Origin of the sequence: Janthinobacterium sp. EB271-G4-7A (assembly GCF_020858075.1) — a bacterium.
GTDB classification, from domain to species: Bacteria; Pseudomonadota; Gammaproteobacteria; order Burkholderiales; family Burkholderiaceae_D; genus Janthinobacterium; species Janthinobacterium lividum.
The window spans coordinates 758,288-775,899 of sequence record NZ_JACYMI010000001.1; the positions used below are offsets into that span (position 1 = coordinate 758,288).

General features: G+C 63.6%; 20 protein-coding genes. 5 read left to right on the forward strand and 15 right to left on the reverse strand.

From position 1 onward, the window contains the following. The first annotated feature begins 8 nt into the window (after positions 1 to 8). Positions 9 to 548 (forward strand): hypothetical protein, encoded by a 540-nt coding sequence (locus tag IGS58_RS03525; protein ID WP_226939445.1) that lies wholly within the window; start codon positions 9 to 11, stop codon positions 546 to 548. Here IGS58_RS03525 and IGS58_RS03530 read toward each other — a convergent pair. The 14 genes from IGS58_RS03530 to IGS58_RS03595 form a co-directional block, all read right to left on the reverse strand. Continuing rightward, entirely contained in the window at positions 524 to 1,150 is a 627-nt protein-coding gene (locus IGS58_RS03530) for a LysE family translocator (protein WP_230520674.1), read from the reverse strand. The two genes, IGS58_RS03525 and IGS58_RS03530, sit on opposite strands and share 25 nt — an antisense overlap. Before the next feature lie 73 nt (positions 1,151 to 1,223). Continuing rightward, positions 1,224 to 2,000: an AraC family transcriptional regulator gene (locus tag IGS58_RS03535; RefSeq protein ID WP_070254274.1), complete on the reverse strand. Its 777-nt coding sequence runs from the start codon at positions 1,998 to 2,000 to the stop codon at positions 1,224 to 1,226. Between the two features lie 2 nt (positions 2,001 to 2,002). After that, positions 2,003 to 3,466, reverse strand: coding sequence for a ribonuclease G (gene rng, locus IGS58_RS03540; protein ID WP_034747098.1), 1,464 nt, complete (start codon positions 3,464 to 3,466; stop codon positions 2,003 to 2,005). 43 nt (positions 3,467 to 3,509) lie between these two features. Further along, positions 3,510 to 4,130 (reverse strand): Maf family protein, encoded by a 621-nt coding sequence (locus IGS58_RS03545; protein WP_034786478.1) that lies wholly within the window; start codon positions 4,128 to 4,130, stop codon positions 3,510 to 3,512. Between the two features lie 8 nt (positions 4,131 to 4,138). Then, positions 4,139 to 4,609, reverse strand: coding sequence for a 23S rRNA (pseudouridine(1915)-N(3))-methyltransferase RlmH (gene rlmH, locus IGS58_RS03550; RefSeq protein WP_034747108.1), 471 nt, complete (start codon positions 4,607 to 4,609; stop codon positions 4,139 to 4,141). Between the two features lie 6 nt (positions 4,610 to 4,615). Further along, positions 4,616 to 5,305 carry a ribosome silencing factor gene (gene rsfS, locus IGS58_RS03555; protein ID WP_034786479.1) on the reverse strand — a complete coding sequence of 230 codons (690 nt, stop codon included), beginning with the start codon at positions 5,303 to 5,305 and terminating at the stop codon, positions 4,616 to 4,618. Further along, positions 5,306 to 5,953, reverse strand: coding sequence for a nicotinate (nicotinamide) nucleotide adenylyltransferase (gene nadD / locus IGS58_RS03560; RefSeq protein ID WP_225317413.1), 648 nt, complete (start codon positions 5,951 to 5,953; stop codon positions 5,306 to 5,308). Positions 5,954 to 5,997: 44 nt separating this feature from the next. Continuing rightward, complete coding sequence (gene hemF, locus IGS58_RS03565; protein ID WP_034786480.1) at positions 5,998 to 6,912, reverse strand: oxygen-dependent coproporphyrinogen oxidase; 915 nt, start codon at positions 6,910 to 6,912, stop codon at positions 5,998 to 6,000. A gap of 101 nt (positions 6,913 to 7,013) precedes the next feature. Further along, on the reverse strand, positions 7,014 to 7,817 hold the full coding sequence (locus tag IGS58_RS03570) for a hypothetical protein (RefSeq protein ID WP_230520675.1): 804 nt from the start codon (positions 7,815 to 7,817) through the stop codon (positions 7,014 to 7,016). Further along, positions 7,814 to 8,461, reverse strand: a complete 648-nt coding sequence (locus IGS58_RS03575; protein ID WP_230520676.1) for a hypothetical protein — start codon at positions 8,459 to 8,461, stop codon at positions 7,814 to 7,816. Before IGS58_RS03575 ends, IGS58_RS03570 begins: the two co-directional genes overlap by 4 nt. A gap of 4 nt (positions 8,462 to 8,465) precedes the next feature. Further along, a complete protein-coding gene (locus IGS58_RS03580) occupies positions 8,466 to 8,603 on the reverse strand; it encodes a hypothetical protein (protein WP_167468696.1) in 138 nt (45 codons plus the stop codon). Between the two features lie 83 nt (positions 8,604 to 8,686). Next, positions 8,687 to 9,433, reverse strand: a complete 747-nt coding sequence (locus tag IGS58_RS03585) for a hypothetical protein (RefSeq protein ID WP_230520677.1) — start codon at positions 9,431 to 9,433, stop codon at positions 8,687 to 8,689. Positions 9,434 to 9,519: 86 nt separating this feature from the next. Beyond that, positions 9,520 to 10,788: a phosphoribosylamine--glycine ligase gene (purD, locus tag IGS58_RS03590; protein WP_070254269.1), complete on the reverse strand. Its 1,269-nt coding sequence runs from the start codon at positions 10,786 to 10,788 to the stop codon at positions 9,520 to 9,522. Positions 10,789 to 10,846: 58 nt separating this feature from the next. Beyond that, positions 10,847 to 11,572, reverse strand: coding sequence for a YebC/PmpR family DNA-binding transcriptional regulator (locus tag IGS58_RS03595; protein ID WP_034786485.1), 726 nt, complete (start codon positions 11,570 to 11,572; stop codon positions 10,847 to 10,849). A 155-nt stretch (positions 11,573 to 11,727) separates the two neighbouring features. Between IGS58_RS03595 and IGS58_RS03600 the strand changes: the two genes are divergently transcribed. The 4 genes from IGS58_RS03600 to IGS58_RS03615 all read left to right on the forward strand — a co-directional run bounded on the left by IGS58_RS03600 (position 11,728) and on the right by IGS58_RS03615 (position 16,669). Then, positions 11,728 to 14,199, forward strand: coding sequence for an alkaline phosphatase D family protein (locus IGS58_RS03600; protein ID WP_230520678.1), 2,472 nt, complete (start codon positions 11,728 to 11,730; stop codon positions 14,197 to 14,199). Positions 14,200 to 14,317: 118 nt separating this feature from the next. Then, a complete protein-coding gene (locus IGS58_RS03605; RefSeq protein WP_034786487.1) occupies positions 14,318 to 15,238 on the forward strand; it encodes a DMT family transporter in 921 nt (306 codons plus the stop codon). Positions 15,239 to 15,267: 29 nt separating this feature from the next. After that, the gene (locus IGS58_RS03610; protein WP_034786684.1) at positions 15,268 to 15,657 is read left to right on the forward strand and encodes a methylglyoxal synthase; all 390 of its coding nucleotides are present in this window, start codon (positions 15,268 to 15,270) and stop codon (positions 15,655 to 15,657) included. Between the two features lie 22 nt (positions 15,658 to 15,679). Further along, positions 15,680 to 16,669 (forward strand): quinone oxidoreductase family protein, encoded by a 990-nt coding sequence (locus IGS58_RS03615; protein WP_070254265.1) that lies wholly within the window; start codon positions 15,680 to 15,682, stop codon positions 16,667 to 16,669. Positions 16,670 to 16,964: 295 nt separating this feature from the next. On the opposite strand, the gene IGS58_RS03620 is transcribed toward IGS58_RS03615, so the two are convergent. Beyond that, complete coding sequence (locus IGS58_RS03620; RefSeq protein WP_176376408.1) at positions 16,965 to 17,594, reverse strand: DUF4136 domain-containing protein; 630 nt, start codon at positions 17,592 to 17,594, stop codon at positions 16,965 to 16,967. Positions 17,595 to 17,612: the final 18 nt, after the last annotated feature.

Here is a 17,612-nt window from a genome sequence, read left to right on the forward strand (position 1 = left end):
CCATCGCCATGACCAAAACCAACACGCCCTCCCCGAAACGCCGCGAAGAGGGCGTCGCCAAGCTGACCGTCAATCCCTTTCTCGATGCCGAGTTTTACGCGCGCATGCGCGATTACACGGAACGCGATGCGGCCATCATCAAGGAATTGAAAGCGATCGCCGAGATCCGCGCCGGCAACAAGCAGCCCGATCCCCGCCTGGCGCCGTCGCTGCAAGCACTGCGCGATACCGTCAAGAAAGGTCTGACGTTTGGCGAGATGCTCGAGCGCATGGCGGCCGGCAAGGAAAAAGGCTTGTGGGAACCGTGGATGACGACCTTCGGCATTGAAATCCGCGCCGTCAACTACGGCGCCGGCCCGCGCAACGCCTGCCTGGTGCTGGACCTGGCGGCGAATGCCCCCGCGCACGCCATGTTCGCCAAGGCCGGCATCCAGAACTGGCGCAGCCTGGCCGCCGACGACTGCTCCGTCGTGCGCTCGGAAAAAGCAACGGAAACCACGCCCTTGAAAGTGTATGCCGTGTTTTACCTGGATCCGCTGCCAGCCTGATCCGCTAGCAGCACCACCGCCAGCACGATCAGCGTCACGCCCGACAGCCGTTCCAGCGACGGCAGCGCGCGTGCAAAGCGCTGCCGCAGGGCGGTGCTGCCGATGGCCAGCGCCACCGCCATATCCCACGCCAGCACGGCAAAGACCATCCACGCGCCATATGCGACCATCGCAGCGGTGTTTGTCTGCCTGGAGGCCAGCACGGCGGCCAAGCTGACATAGAACAGCGCATTTTTCGGATTCAGGATGGCGGAGGCAAACCCCATCACGACACTGCCGCGCCAGCGCGCCTTGCTGGTGGCGGGCTTGGCATCCAGGCCGCTCTTGCCCGCATGGCGCAAGAACAGCCAGCCCAGGTACAGCAGATAGGCGCATCCCGCCAGCCGCACCACCATGAATGCCGTACTGCCCGCCCGCAGCACCGACAGTCCTCCAAATGCCGCCACGATAAACACCGCATTGGCCACGGTAATGCCCATGCACGTGCCGGCAGCGGCGCGCCAGCCGTGGGCCAGCGAGGTGCGCGCGATCAGGAAAAAATCGGGACCGGGCGACAGCAGGGAAAGAAAGTGGGCGGCGGCGATCAATAAAAAGTCCTGCATGGCTTGCGCTCCGTAACGATAGGGAGGCGAGTATGCAATGCTGCTGCCGGCGCGTATTGAAGAAAATTGCAGGCTAGCGGTAGCGCCCGGGCGTGATGCCCGCATGCGCCTTGAAGACGCGCTGCAGGTGGCTCTGGTCGGCAAAGCCCAGCTCATGCGCCAGCTGCGCCAGCGCCGTCCCTTCCTGCAAGCGGCTGCGCGCGCGGTTGACGTGCATATTCAGCTGGTAGGCATGCGGCGTCAGGCCCGTGGCGGCGCGAAAGGCGCGGATCAATTGATAGGGGCTCAGGCCAGCCGCCTCCGCCAGTTGCCGCAGGCTGGCCGAGGGCTGCGCCTGCAGCGTTGCGAACACGGGCGCCAGTTGCCGCGGCAGCGGCTTGCGTTCCGACGGCAGCACGTCTGCGCAGGCGCTGGCGCAAGCGCCAAGGAACGCCAGCAGCGCCGCATTTTTCTCCGCCGCGCCGGCCGTTGAAAACAGCAGCGCATTCATGGCGCAAAACTGCGCATACAGCAGCGGGCAACGCAACACCGTCGCCGTGTCGCCATCGAGCGCCGGCGCGTGTGCTTGCAGCCACCGCGCATCGAGATGCAGCATCTGGTAGCTCCACGGGGCGTCAGGCAGGGGATTGCAGGCGTGCACGCAGCCGGCCGGCACCAGCACCAGGCTGCCATTGCCGAGGGCGACCTTGCCGTCTTTGCTGCCTGTAAAGATGCTGCCGCCTGCGTCGACGGCGCCGATGGAAAACGTGGGATGGCTGTGCGGCTTGTAGCACGCCCGGCTGTGGCAGGCGCGCCGGCTCTCCACGTGGGGGAGAGACGGGTCGCGCCAGAAGGCGGTGCTGCCCGGCATGACTACATCAGGATCACGTCGTACTGCTCCTGGTGGTAGGCATTCTCCACCTGCAGCGAGATTTTCTTGCCGATGAAATCACCGAGCATGGCCAGGTGCTGCGATTCTTCTTCGAGGAACAGATCGACCACTTCCTGCGAGGCGAGGATGCGGAATTCGCGCGGGTTGAACTGTTTTGCTTCGCGCAGCAGTTCGCGCAGGATTTCATAGCAGATCGTGCGCGAGGTCTTGACTTGTCCCTTGCCGGCGCAGGCGGGGCAGGGTTCGCACAGGATGTGGGCCAGCGATTCGCGCGTGCGCTTGCGCGTCATTTCCACCAGGCCCAGCGGCGAGAAATTGCTCACCGAAACCTTGGTGCGGTCGCGCGACAGCGTGCGTTTCAGTTCGGCCAGCACGGCGTTGCGGTGCTCGGCATTGTCCATGTCGATGAAGTCGAGGATGATGATGCCGCCCAGGTTGCGCAGGCGCAGCTGGCGCGCAATGGCGTGCGCCGCTTCCAGGTTGGTCTTGAAAATCGTGTCGGCGAAGTTGCGCCCGCCGACGAAGCCGCCCGTGTTGACGTCGATGGTGGTCATCGCTTCCGTCTGGTCGACGATCAGGTAACCGCCCGATTTCAGGTCGACCCGACGGCCTAGCGCGCGCAGGATCTCTTCTTCCACGCCATACAGGTCGAACAGCGGGCGCTCGCCCGTGTAGTGCTGCAAGCGCGTCAGTTCGCTGGGCGTGTAGATTTCAGCGAATTCGCGCAATTTGACGTAATTCTCGCGCGAATCGACCTGGATGGTGGCTGTTTCATCGCCGACGAAGTCGCGCAGCACGCGCTGCGCCAGGCTCAAGTCCTGGTGCAGCAGGCTGGTGGCGGGACGCGTGCGCGCGCCGTGCGTGATCGTGCTCCAGGTCTTGCGCAGGTAGTCGACGTCCGCCTTCAGGTCCGCGTCGGACGCGTCTTCGGCCATGGTGCGCACGATGTAGCCGCCTTTTTCATCGGGCGGCAGCAGGCTTTGCAGGCGCACGCGCAGCTGCTCGCGCTCCGCTTCCTTTTCGATTTTCTGCGAGATGCCGATGTGCTTGTCCTGGGGCAGGTACACCAGCATGCGTCCGGCGATGGAAATCTGCGTCGACAGGCGCGCGCCCTTGGTGCCGATCGGGTCCTTGATCACCTGCACCGTCAGCACCTGGCCGTCGAAGAGGATTTTTTCGATGGGCGCCGGTGTCGCGTTCTGGCCGTCGTGGCCGCGCGCTTCCCAGATGTCGGCCACGTGCAGGAAGGCGGCGCGCTCCAGGCCGATGTCGATGAAGGCCGACTGCATGCCCGGCAACACCCGTACCACTTTGCCGGAATACACATTGCCGGCCAGGCCGCGCGTGAGCGTGCGCTCGATGTGCAATTCCTGCACGGCGCCCTGCAGGATGAGGGCGACGCGCGTTTCTTGCGGCGTGATATTGATCAGGATGTCTTCGTTCATGGAGGCGGGGAAGTGGAGGCGACGAATGACATCATACCCGGGATCAGGGCAGGGGCAAACCTGCTTCACGCAGCAATTGCGCCGTCTCGTACAGGGGCAGGCCCATGATGCCGGAATGGCTGCCTTCGATATGCTCGACGAACAGGGCGGCGCTGCCCTGGATGCCGTAGCCGCCGGCCTTGTCGTAGGGCTCGGGCGTGGCGCAGTAGGCGGCGATGGAGGCCGGCGAGAGCACGCCGAAGCGCACTTGCGACACCTGCGTGCGCTGCTCGGCGAAATCCTTGTAGTGCACGGCGATCGAGGTGAGCACCTCGTGCGTGCGGCCCGACAGCTGCTGCAGCATCGCCACGGCCTCAAGGCGGTCGGCCGGCTTGCCGAGGATGATGCCGTCGATGGTGACGGTGGTGTCGGCTGCCAGCACGGGGCGCGGGGTCAGGTGGCGGCGGCGCACCAGGTCCCAGGCGAAGGCGGCTTTTTCATTCGATACGCGGGCGACATAGTCGAGCGCCGATTCGCCGGGCAGGACTTCCTCTGTGACGTCGGCGCCGCGCGGGCCGTCGCTGCGCAGCAGCAGCAATTCGAAATCGATGCCGATCTGGCGCAGCAGTTCGCGCCGTCGCGGGCTTTTGGAGGCAAGGTAGATCTTGTGATCAGCCGTTTTCATGGGGGAGTTCAGACGCGGTGATAGGGGTGGTTTTGCGTGATCGACCAGGCACGATACAGCTGCTCGGCGAGGATCACGCGCACCACGCCGTGCGGCAGGGTCATGCTGGAAATGCGCAGCATGCCTTCGGCACGTGCCTTGAGTTGCGGATCGAGGCCGTCGGCGCCGCCGATCAGGAAGGCGGTGTCGCGGCCATCCTGCTGCCACGCCATCAACTGCTGCGACAGGCCGACACTGGTCAGGTCCTTGCCGCGTTCGTCGAGCGCGATGATGCGCACGCCCTTGGGCAGGACGGCTTCGATGCGTTCGCGTTCCAGCGCCATCGCCGTGGCGGCGGTCTTGCTGCCGGAACGCTCCACCGGCTTGATTTCTTTCAGCACGATGCGCAATTCCGGCGGCATGCGCTTCGCGTATTCCGCGAAGCCCGTCTCTATCCAGGCCGGCATTTTATGGCCGACCGCAGCGATGATGAGCTGCATCGAGGCTTACGCTTCGACTTTTTTGATACGCTTGATCACGGTTTTTGCCGGTGCAGCATCGGCTGCCGGCTTGGCCGCGCGTGGGGCGCGCACTTTTTTCTCTGGCAGCGCTTTCAAGGCTTTCACGGCAGCCGCTTCGGTCTTGGTTGGCGCGACTTTCACGGTCTTGCCGACAGCTTTGGAAGCGGTGGCTTTTTTCGCCGGGGCTTTCTTGGCGGCGGTGGCGGCCGTGGCTTTCTTGGCCGGTGTCTTTTTCTCGATCACGGGCGAAGCTTCCACATTGGCCTTGCTCGCTGCCAGATGGCCGCTGACCTTTTTCGGCTCGTCGCCGGCCGCTTTTTTCGGCGCGCGCTTGGCGGCACCCAGCTTGACCGGCGTGTCGCCCCAGATTTCTTCCAGGCGGTAGTAGGCGCGGATAGGCGCTTGCATGATGTGGACGATCATGTCGCCCAGATCGACCAGCACCCATTCACCCGTTTCCTCGCCTTCCATGCCGATGATGTCGCCGCCGGCGTCCTTGACCTTGTTGCGCACCGAGGCGGCCAGCGCCTTGGTTTGACGGTTCGAGGTACCGGAAACGATCGCGATGCGGTCGAACAGGCTGGTCAGGTGACTCGTTTCGAAGACGGCGATGTCTTGGCCTTTGACGTCTTCAAGGGCGTCAACGACGAGGGTTTGCAGTTTTTTGATGTCCATTTAGCTTTTGTATAAATTATGTTGTTCAATATAGTCTAGCACTAGCGGGGAAACAAGCGAGTTTGCCCGATTCCCCCGTTGTAATGCCGCACGTATTTCGGTGGCGGAGATATCCACCGCGAAGTCCTGTGCCAGATAAGTCAGACCGTGCGGCGTGTTGCGGATGCTTTCCAGTGACCCCAGGCGGCGCGAAAATTCTTCGGCGACCACTTGCGGCACTGCGGTGTCATTCAGCGCGAAGCCGGGGCGGGCCGCGACGCAGATATGCGCGTATTCAAATAATTGCTGCCATTCGCGCCATGTCGCGAGCCGCTGCAGCTGGTCGGCGCCCATCAGGAAAACGATGGATGCGCGCGCTCCCAGCTCGGCGCGTACCTGGCGCAAGGTATCGATGGTGTAGCTGGCCTGGCCATGTTCGCTGCGCTCGATTTCCTGTCGGTCGATCACGACCGGCACGGGCAGGCCGGCAAACGCCAGGCCGGCCATCTCGGCGCGCTGTTGGCCGGTGGCGCCCAGGTTGCCCTTTTGCCAGGGCGCGCCGGCCGGAATCACGCGCAGTTCATCGGCGTGCAGCAGGCTGGAAAAATGCGTGCCCAGCGCGACATGGCCCATATGCACCGGATCGTAGCTGCCGCCCAGCAGCGCCACGCATGGGGTATTGCCGGCGATGCCATGCGTCGTGCTAACTCCGGTCACGCCTGCAGCCAGTCGCGATGCACGAGGAAGTCAGTATACAACGCCGCTTCGGGACTGCCCGCTTCCGGGTGCCAGTCGTAGCGCCACTTGACCACGGGCGGCATCGACATCAGGATCGCCTCGGTGCGTCCGCCCGACTGCAGGCCGAACAGGGTGCCGCGGTCGAACACCAGGTTGAACTCGACATAGCGTCCGCGCCGGTAGCACTGGAAATCGCGTTCGCGTTCGCCGTAGGGCGTGTCCTTGCGGCGCGCCAGGATCGGCACATAGGCCTTGACGAAAGCGTCGCCGGCGCTGCGCATCATCGCAAAGCTGTCGTCAAAGCCCAGGGCATTGAAATCGTCGAAGAAGATGCCACCGGCGCCACGCGCTTCGCGCCGGTGCTTCAGGTAGAAATAATCGTCGCACCACTGCTTGAACTTCGGATGCAGTTCGTCGCCAAACGGCGCCAGCGCATCATGGCACACCTGGTGGAAGTGCTTCACGTCGCCCGCGTCGCCATAATACGGCGTCAGGTCCATGCCGCCGCCGAACCACCATACGGGTTCGCCATCGGCATTGACGGTGCTGAAAAACCGCACATTCATGTGCACCGTCGGCGCATACGGATTACGCGGATGCAGCACCAGCGACACGCCCATCGCTTCCCACGCCTTGCCGCCCAGTTCAGGGCGCGCGGCCGCTGCCGATGGCGGCAATGCGGCGCCGGTAACGTGCGAAAAGTTCACGCCGCCCCGCTCGAATACATTGCCTTCCTCGATCAGCCGCGAAATGCCGCCGCCGCCCTCGGGGCGCTGCCAGGCATCGGTCAGGAAGGGCTTGCCGTCCTGCGCTTCGAGTGCCTGCACGATACGGCTTTGCAAATCGAGCAAATAGGCCTTGACGGCCGAAGGAGAGGGAGTTGACGACATCGCGTGGGCCGACGAGGCCGAAATAAAAAAGTAAGGACGGATTGTACCCTGTTACGGATTTTTGTGATAGCAAAACCGGCGCTGCTGTTGCCGACCCTGCTTTACCGAGGCGGCTTGTCCTGCACCACATGGACATCGTATTGCACGCTCTCATGGCCCGGCTGGCGGGCGGCATCGAGTGCTTGCGCCGCACGCTGCTGCCGGTCGTCGCGTTCCACCGTGTCGGCCGGTTGCGCCAGCGGTGCCGCAGGCGTTGGCTGCTCGCGCTTGAACCACAACGGCCCCACAATCGCCACGAGCATCAGCATTAGCAGCATCAGCACTATCATCAGGACGTTGAACGGGCGCGCGGCGCGCCGGCCATACTGAACCGGCGGTTTGCCGGCAGCATCGACGATCACGCGCGCCAGTGGCGAGCCGTGCGTGCGCGTGCGCGCTTGCAGCTCCTTGTATTGCAGCGGCGATAGCGTGCCCTGTTTCAGCATATGCCGCAAGGCCGCGACGGGCGTGGCGGCCAGGTGACCGGCTGGCAGGCTGTCGTGGGCGGCGTCGCGCTGCCACGGGTTGATCAGGTTCTGCTGGTACAGCGCGTCGACCGCCTGCCGGTTCACCTGCTGCAGCGCGGCGCTGGCCAGGTGCCGGCGTGGTTCATCGGCGGGCAGCTTGCGCAGCATCTTGAAAAAACGGTCCTCGGGCACGAGTTCGGCGCTCAGCAGCCAGGCCAGCGTCCCGATCTGGTCGGCATTCATCGCCAGCTCCGGCACATCAATGTCTTCGGCGGCATTGTGCGCGCGCTGCAGGTCGATGATCTCCAGTTCGGCCAGCGTATCGTCGTATTCGTCGCTGGTGATCAGGCCGAGGCGCAGCAGTTCTGCCAGCGGCAGCAGGCGTGGATCGGTGCTCATGGCTGCAGGCTTCCGGTAAGCACGCCGTACACGACGGACATGACCAGGATCAGCCCCAGCACGATCAGCGCGCCTTTCCAGGCCGGTGGGCGCTTGTACGGGATGCGGTCGTGACCATGGCGCAGCCTGGACGCTTCCATGATGTCGCGCGCCAGTTCGCTGCCATGTTCACGCACGTGCACTTCCAGCGCTTCGAACTGCGCCGTCGGCAGGATGTTGTTTGCCACCAGCCAGCGCATGGCGATCCAGGGCGTATAAAACATGCGGTCGGCTGGCGCCGCCGCGTGTGCCGCATCGCGCTGGAACTGGTTCAGCAAATCGAGCTCGTACAAGGCGTCGACCTCGCGGCGGTTGTAGTGCCGCACCCCCTCTGCTGCCAGTGCCTGTTGCCGGGGTGGCAGTTTGGCCACGCGCTTGTCGAAGTCATTCTTGGGCAGCAGATCGGTCAGCAGCAGCCAGCCCAGGGTGCTGGCCAGATCGGCGTCCTGCGCCAGTTCCGGCATGTCGACGGGATCCTCGGGCGGGTGCAGGCGCTCATGGGCGGCGATATCGCGTTCCGAGTTGGCCTCGTCCAGTTCCTGCGCGGTGATCAGGCCAAGCTGGTGCAGCTGGCCCAGCGATGCGTGGGGCGGTTCGATCTGCATGGACTTACTCTTTTACTTTGGCCAGGCGTGGTTCGCCGGCAAATTGCGGCGTCACCGACCAGCCATTGCCGGCCGCGTCGCGCTGGCGGCGCGTGAGCAGCTTCAGCACATGCAGCGCCTCGACGGAAGTATGCGTGGGCACAGGTGGATTGCTTGTCATCGGGAGTGGGTTTGTGAAGAATCAAGATGGTAAATTTTACAATGTAATCTCGTTTCTCCAGCGCACTATTGAAGTTGCGCCTGCTCCAGTTCTGTCCTGAACCGCGGTGTTACCGACCAGTTCTTGCCATCCTCGCTGCGCTGGAAAGTAAAGTCGCCTTGTTGCAGTACCGACACTGCCAGCACCTTTGTTGCGGCAGCGGGCGCAAGGTCGTTGCGGGCCAGCAGCAGGCGGCAGGAAACTACGCCGGGCAATACTGCCTTGCATGGACCCAGCGCTTCAATATCGCCGATTTCACGGTAGTGCTGCGGCGACACCACCGCGTTGAGATTGGCATGGTAGAGCGGCTTGCCGCGCAGTGCATCCATGCCGGCCAGCATCGCATTCTTCAGCCCATCGCGCCCGATGGGCTGGCCCTGCTGCGCAAAGCCGCCATGCCAGGCGATGTCGGCAAAGCGCGCTTGCACGATGCCCGGATGCGCATGGTCATACTCCAGCCGGCTTTTGCGGCGGCCTTCCACGCGCGAAATGGTCCAGGCGTATTGCATCGGCTTGCTGTCCTGGATGACGGTAGCCAGGCAGCCACGGGTTTTTTGCGACCAGGCATAGCCGGCCTGCTTGATAGCGTGCAGGCTGAATTTGCCATCCGTGACCGCGGCCACGGTTTGTCTGGTATCACAGCGTGGTACGGCATAGCTGCTGAACCAGTACCAGGCCAGGCCGGCAACGAGCAGCAAGGCAAGCGTCAGCCATGCCAGGGGGCTCACCGGGGCATCGCGGTGTGGTGCGGCAAGGCCGGGTGGAATGGTCATGGCGAGGAATGTGGGGCGATCAAAATGAAAACGGGCCGGGGCGGATGCATTCCGCGCCGGCCCGCCGTGTGATCGTTATGGGGCGATCAATGCTTCAGACCGCGCCAGCCGATATCGCGGCGGTACTGGGCGCCGTCGAAATGGATCTTTTCCACGGTTTCATACGCCTGCTTCTGCGCCATCTTGATGCTGTCGCCCAGGCCCACCACGCACAGCACGCGGCCGCCGTTGGTGACCAGGCGTTCGCCTTCGATGCGGGTGCCCGCATGGAAGGTGACGGAATCGACGGTTTCGGCCGGGATGTCGCCGATGGACGTGCCTTTGACAGGATCGTCCGGGTAGCCGGCGGCAGCCATGACGACGCCGACGGCCGTGCGGCGGTCCCATTCCAGTTCCACGGCGTCGAGCGTGCCGTTGACGGCGTGCTCCATGACGGTGACCAGGTCGGTTTTCAGGCGCGCCATGATCGGCTGCGTTTCCGGGTCGCCCATGCGGCAGTTGAATTCCAGCGTCTTCGGCGTGCCCTTGTCGTCGATCATCAGGCCCGCGTACAGGAAGCCCGTAAACGTGATGCCATCCTTGGCCATGCCCTGGATGGTCGGCACGATGATTTCGCGCATGACGCGCGCATGCATGGCCGGCGTGACGATAGGCGCCGGCGAATACGCGCCCATGCCGCCCGTGTTCGGGCCCTGGTCGTGGTCCTTCAGGCGCTTGTGGTCCTGGCTGGTGGCCAGCGGCAGGATGTTCTTGCCGTCGCACATGACGATGAAGCTCGCTTCTTCGCCGGCGAGGAATTCCTCGATGACGATGCGCGCGCCGGCGTCGCCGAACTGGTTATCGGCCAGCATCATGTCGACCGCCTGGTGTGCTTCTTCCAGGGTCATGGCTACGACGACGCCCTTGCCGGCGGCCAGGCCGTCGGCCTTGATGACGATGGGTGCGCCCATGGCGTCGATGTAGGCGTGCGCGGGAGCGACGTCGGAAAACGTCTGGTAGGCGGCTGTCGGGATGCCGTGGCGCTGCATGAAGGCCTTGGCGAAGTCCTTCGACGATTCCAGCTGCGCCGCTTCTTTCGTCGGGCCGAAGATTTTCAGGCCGCGCGAGCGGAACAGGTTGACGATGCCCGCCGCCAGCGGCACTTCCGGACCGACGACCGTGAGGCCGATGTGTTCCTGTTGAACGAAATCGGCCAGCAATTGCGGGTCGCTGATGTCGAGATTGACCAGGCGCGCATCGCGCGCGGTGCCGCCATTGCCCGGCGCAACATACACCATCTGTATGCGTTCGGACTGGGCCAGTTTCCAGGCCAGGGCGTGTTCGCGGCCGCCAGAGCCGACTACCAGAATTTTCATAGGTACCGTTCGTTCAATGTGGGTTGCAGGGCGGCGGTGCCGCCCTTGATGTTGTTGCTTAGTTCTCGATCAGGGCGTTCGTAAACACTTCCTGGACATCGTCCAGCAGTTCCAGCGCATCGATCAGCTTTTGCATCTTGATGGCGTCGTCGCCCGCGTACACGGTTTCCGTCGCCGGCTTCATGATGACTTCGGCCACTTCGGCCTTGAAGCCGGCCGCTTCCAGCGCTTCCTTGACGGTGGCGAAATCGTGCACGGGAGTGACCACTTCGAAGCCGCCCTCTTCATCGGCGATGACGTCGTCGGCGCCCGCTTCCAGTGCCGCTTCCATCAGTTTGTCTTCGTCGGTGCCCGGCGCGAACAGCAACTGGCCGCAGTGCTGGAACATGAAGGCAACCGAGCCTTCATTGCCCATGTTGCCGCCATTCTTGTTGAAGGCGTTGCGCACCTCTGCCACCGTGCGCACCTTGTTGTCGGTCATGCATTCGACGATGACGGCTGCGCCGCCCACGCCGTAGCCTTCGTAGCGCACTTCCTCGTAGTTGGCGCCGTCGACGCCGCCGCTGCCGCGGTTGATCGCGCGCTGGACGTTGTCTTTTGGCATGTTCGCATCGGCCGCCTTGTCGACCGCCAGGCGCAGGCGCGGATTGGTGATGGCGTCGGCGCCGCCCATGCGGGCCGCGACCGTGATTTCCTTGATCAGGCGCGTCCAGATTTTGCCGCGCTTGGCATCGGTGGCAGCCTTTTTATGCTTGATGTTGGCCCATTTGCTATGTCCTGCCATGTCGAATCTTCCTTAGACGGGTGTTCAATTGTGGCCGACATTTTAGCATATCGGCCCCCTGCGAAGCGGCATGGCCCCGTCATCAGGATGACACAATCTGTTGCTAAAGTGACGCGCTTTCACCATATCGAGGGCGCGACATCATGGCAAGTCAAATGGATAGGCGGCAATTTCTGAAATTGGGCGGCTTTATCACGGTCTCCGTGGCGACCGCCGGCCTCGCCGCCTGCGGCAGCACCGATTACAGCGATCCTGGCGTGCCGCTGGCCTCGGGCAGCGACTGGAAATTCCCGCAAAGCGTGGCCTCGGGCGACCCGCGCGCCGACAGCGCCATGCTGTGGACGCGCGTCGTGCCCGCCAGTTTCGATGCCGTCGCGCCCGCCGTGGCCGGCAAGGACGAGGTTGCCGTACGCCTGATCGTCAGCGCCAGCGACAATACGGCCGCCCTGGGCGGCAATACGGCCCTGGCCGGCACGCCCATCGTCGATGCCAAGCTGCCGCTGAAAGCCGATTTCGACAATACCCTGCGCCACAAGGTGACGGGCTTGCAGCCGGGCCAGGTGTATTTTTACCAGTTCATCGCCGGCGACGTGCGCTCGAACGTGGGCCGCTTCAAGACGGCGCCCGCCGCCACGGCCGACGTGCCGCAGCTGCAGTTCGCCTACCTGACGTGCCAGGACTGGAGCATCAACCACTGGGGCGCGCTGTCGCACATCGCCGCCAACGAGTCGCTCGATTTCATCGTCCACCTGGGCGACTACATCTATGAAACGGTGGGCGAGGCCTTCCAGAGCGGCGCCGTGGAAAGCCGCCACGACCAGCTGAAACTGCCGGACGGCACGTATAAAAGCGGCACGTCCGGCGCGAAATATGCCACCACGGTGGCCGATTACCGCTACCTGTACAAGAAATACCGCACCGATGCGCGCCTGCAAGCCGTGCACGAACGCTTTGCCTTCATCGCCATCTGGGATGATCACGAATTCACGGACGACGCCTGGCAGGACGCGTCCACCTACGAGGGCATCGTGGCCGCCGACGGCAGCGATTTGCACCAGCCGGCCCGCCGCCGCAGCGCCAACCAGGCGTGGTTCGAATACATGCCGGCCGACGTCACGTTCGATGCCGCCGCGACAACGTTCCAGAATATCCAGATCTACCGCGATTTCCAGTTCGGCAAACTGATGCAGCTGGTGATGACGGACGAGCGCCTGTACCGCGCCGACCATGCGATCGCCGAGTCGACCATCAATCCCGCCACGGGCAAGCCGCTGGGCAGCATCGGCAGCCGCTATCTGGTGCCGCAAGCGTTGTTCGACAGCGTGGAAGGGCAGAAGATGGCCGCCGCCACCAAGGCCGGCGCCGACCCGCTGGCTGCCGTCGGCATGCTGGGCACGACCCAGCGCGACTGGTGGAAAAGCAAGATGAAGGCAGCGACCTCTACCTGGAAGCTGTGGGGCAATGAAGTGTCATTGCTGCGCATGGGCTTGAATGGCACGGATGCGATCGCCACCTTGCTGGCCCTGAGCGCCATGGTGAACGTGGGCAAGGCCATCGCCAGCACCCTGCCACTGGTGGGCGGCAGCGTGCCGCTGGCCTCAGGCATCGTGGCCGCTTCGACGGCAGGCGCATCGGCGACCGTGGCGCAAGCGGCGGCCATAGCGATTGCCGGCGCGGCAACCAATGCAGGCGCGCAGGGCGCCGCCGCCGTGGGCGCCGGCTTGAGCGCGGCCCAGGCCGGCATCACGGTGGCCGCCTACAACAGCGGCTCGCCGGCCGCCGCCGCGCAAGTGATCGCCTTCGGCTGGATCAAGCCCGACGTGCAGGCCAAGGGTGCGGCATCGAGTTTTGTCGTCGCTTCCGGCCAGCAGGCGGCGCTGGCGCCATTCTTCACGCGCTTCCTGCTCAATTGCGACCAGTGGGATGGCTACAACAGCGAGCGCAAGAATTTGATGGCGCACCTGAAAAATAATGCCATCGGCAACGTGGTGGCGATTACCGGCGATATCCACTCCTTCTTTGCGGGCACGGTCAGCGACGATTTCGACGCCGCCGGCGGCGGCACGCCCGTCATGGTGGACCTGGTGTCGGCCGGCGTCAGCTCCGATTCCTTCTTCAGTTACCTGAAGTCGGCCGCCGGCAGCATGGGCGATATCGGCACCCTCGTCAGCTATCCGCTGGCCATTCCCGTCACGGGCCTGGGCACGGTGAATCTCGACATCAACCTGCTCGACTACACCATGGGCAAGGCGGCGCCCACCATCGACAGCCTGCTGGAGCAATTGCGCGTGCAGCTGCGCGGCGCCCTGGCCGCCAAGGGCGTGCCGGAGGCGCAGCTCGATGCCACGGTAGCTGCCGTGCAGGCCGGCTTGAAAGCGAGCACTGACTTCAGCGCAACCCTGCTGGGCCTGGCGCAGCAATTGTCCGGCCTGGGCAACAACCCGTGGATCAAGCATCTGAATACGGATGCGCAGGGCTACACGGTGGTTACTTTGACGCCGGGCAAGCTGGTAGCGCAGTTCAAGCAGGTAAATAAACTGATCGGCACGGCGGCGCCAGGCAACGTGATTGCGCGGGTGACGACGGCGACGGTGACGGCGGGCGCGGCGGCGGTGGTGGTGTCTTAAAATTATTTATTAAACGTCAAGCCCAAAGCAAGGGCTGGGGTCAGACCCTCAGGGTCCCACCCCGGTTTTTGCCGTCGGGCTTATCAGCCGCCTGTCGCTTTTGCCTTACAATCTGGAGATGAGCTCCAGTTCCCCGCAAGCATCTCCTCCCTCGCTTCCCCGTTCCGTCTACCTCGGTGGCCTGGCCATCGCCGTGGGCGGGGCGGTGCTGTTTTCCACCAAGGCCATCGTCGCCAAGCTGCTGTACCGCTACCAGATCGACGCCGTCACCCTGATCGCCTTCAGGATGATTTTTTCGCTGCCCGTATTCGCCGTCATCGCCTGGTGGAAGATGCGCACGGAGCCGCCGCTGTCGACCAGCGACCGGCTGCGCCTCGTCGGGCTGGGCCTTGTCGGCTACTACCTGTCCAGCTATCTGGATTTTCTGGGCCTGCAATACATTTCCGTGGGCCTGGAGCGCTTGATCCTGTTCCTTACGCCCACCTTCGTACTGCTGATTACCACCGTGTATTTCAAGCAGCGCATCAGCCGCCTGCAGTGGCTGGCACTGTTCACGTCCTATTGCGGCATCGTGCTGGTGTTCGTGCACGATTTGCAGGGCGGCGCCAGCAATGTGGCGCTGGGGTCGACTCTCGTGCTGGGTTCGGCTTGCGCGTATGCCGTGTATCTGCTGGGCTCGGGTGAACTGGTCAAGCGCATCGGCTCGATGCGCCTGGTTAGCTATGCGATGTGCGTGGCCAGCTTTGCCTGCATCTTTCAATTCTTCATCCTGCGTCCCGTCGAGCTGCTGATCCAGCCCATGCCCGTGTATGGCTTGTCTTTGCTGAACGGCATCTTTTGCACGGTGATGCCCGTCTTCATGACGATGATCGCCGTCGAGCGCATCGGCGCGCCCGTCGCCTCGCAAGCGGGCATGATAGGCCCCGTGTCGACCCTGTTCCTGGGCGCCATGATTCTCGATGAACCGATCACCAACTGGCAACTGGCTGGCACCAGCCTGGTATTGGCCGGTATCTACTTGCTGTCGAAAAAGAAATAATTCCTCCACCCACTGAAATGGTCCTCACCATGAAAACACGTATCGCCCTGATTGCCCACGACAAGAAAAAAGATGACATGATTACCCTGGCGGGCGAATACCTGGACTTTTTGAAGGGTTGCGAACTGTCGGCCACGGGCACCACGGGCGGCCGCCTGATCAACGAACTGGGCCTGGCGGTCGAACGCAAGCATTCCGGTCCGTTCGGCGGCGACTTGCAGATCGGTTCGCTGCTGGTGGAAGGCTTGATCGATTGCGTGATTTTCCTGCGCGACCCGATGACGCCGCAGCCGCACGAGCCGGACATCAACGCCCTGGTGCGCGCCTGCGACGTGCACAACGTGGCGTGCGCGACGAATCTGTCTTCGGCGCACCTGGTGCTGTCGCAGTTGCAGGCGCGGGCCAGCGCGGCCGCCTGATTCCCCAGACAAGGAGATGAGCATGAGTGCAACGATTACCACCAAGGCCATCCGCGTGCAGCGCGTGGGCGGCCCGGATGTGATGGAATACGTGGACGTGGAACTGCCGCCGCCCGGCCCCGGCGAGGCGCGCGTGAAACACGAGGCCATCGGCCTCAATTTCATCGACGTGTATTTCCGCACTGGCCTGTACCCGCAGCCGCTGCCCAATGGCCTCGGTGTCGAGGGGGCGGGCATCGTCGAGGCAGTGGGTGAGGGCGTCACGGAAGTGAAAATCGGCGACCGGGTGGCGTATGCGGCGCGCATCAATGGCGCGTATGCGCAGCAGCGCAACTTGCCGGCGGCGCTGCTGCTGGTGTTGCCCGAGCGCATCGCTTTCGATACGGCCGCCGCCATGATGCTGCAAGGCTTGACGGTGCAATACCTGTTCCACCGCACGGTGGCCCTGAAGGCGGGCGACACGGTACTGTTCCACGCGGCCGCGGGCGGCGTGGGCCTGATCGCCTGCCAGTGGGCGAAAGTGCTGGGTGTGAACCTGATCGGCACGGCTGGTTCCGATGAAAAGGCGGCGCTGGCCAAGGCGCATGGCGCCGCCCACGTCATCAACTACAACACGGAAAACTTCGTCGAGCGCGTGCGCGAGATCACGGGCGGAAAGGGCGTCTCCGTGGTGTACGATTCCATCGGCAAGGATACGTTTACGGGTTCGCTCGACTGCCTGGCGCCGCTGGGCATGATGGTCAGCTTCGGCAACGCGTCCGGTCCCGTGCCGGCCTTCACCCTCAGTGAACTGGCGTCGCGCGGCTCGCTGTTCCTCACGCGCCCGGCCCTGTTCAGCTATGCCTCGAACCGTGCGAACCTGGAAGAGATGGCCACCTCGCTGTTCGGCGTCGTCAGCAGCGGCGAAGTGCAGATCGAGATCAACCAGCGCTACAGCCTGGCCCATATCGCCCAGGCGCACACGGACCTGGAAGGGCGCAAGACGACCGGTTCCACCATCATCGTGCCATGAGCGGCAGCGATGACGGCACGCCGAAGTTCGGCCGCCTGCTGATCGTGCTGTTATTGGCCGTGGCCCTGATCGGCGCGCTGACGTTTGCGGCCGAAGCGTATTATTCGTAGACATAAAAAAACCGGCTTGCGCATTGCTGCACCAGCCGGTTTTTTTAAAGTACTCCAGACTTCTCGCGCCTGACAAAACCGTAGCGAGCGGCAGTGATTTGTGGCCGAGAAGCGCAACCGTACTTTAGTACGGTGAGCATCGCCGGCCGCAAAGCGCGACGCGCAGTAGGTTTTGGCTGGCGCTCTCAGTCTATCTTGACTTCCACCTTGCGGGGCACGCCGCTTTGTCCGGGGAAGTCGGCAAAGGCGCTGGCGACCATGGCCGGCATCACCTGCGACGTGGCGCGCTTGTTGCTGGTCGATTGCACGGTCACGTCATACAGTTTCTTGCCGTTGCGGTCATTGATCGTCACGCGCAATTCGCGTTCGTATTTATGGCGCACGCTTTCTTCCATGTCCATCGGACCATACCAGTAGGGGTTGTAGCCAAAGCGGCCATAGCCTGGCCATGCGCCATAGCGGTAGCCGTAGCGGCCAGGCCAGTAGCCGGGGCCATACCAGAATGGATCGGACGCCTGCAGCACGCGCTCAGGATAGTCGACGGTGGAAAACTGCATCGCCACGCGCAGATTGGCTGCCGCAGGGCCGGAAGCTTCGCCGAAGCCGTGCTTGGCCAGTTCCGCGCGCACCAGGTTCTGGTAGCTGCGGTATTCCAGCGTGTCGTTTTCCGCCGCTGGCGCTTCAAACGCATACGATTTGTCCTGCAATTGCGCAGGCCACTCGTGGAAGACGGTGACGTCGCTGCGTATGGTGGTGGCGCATCCGGTCAGCAACACGGTCAATGCGGCCATCATGATGGTGAGATAACGTTTCATTGCATGACCTCCTGATAG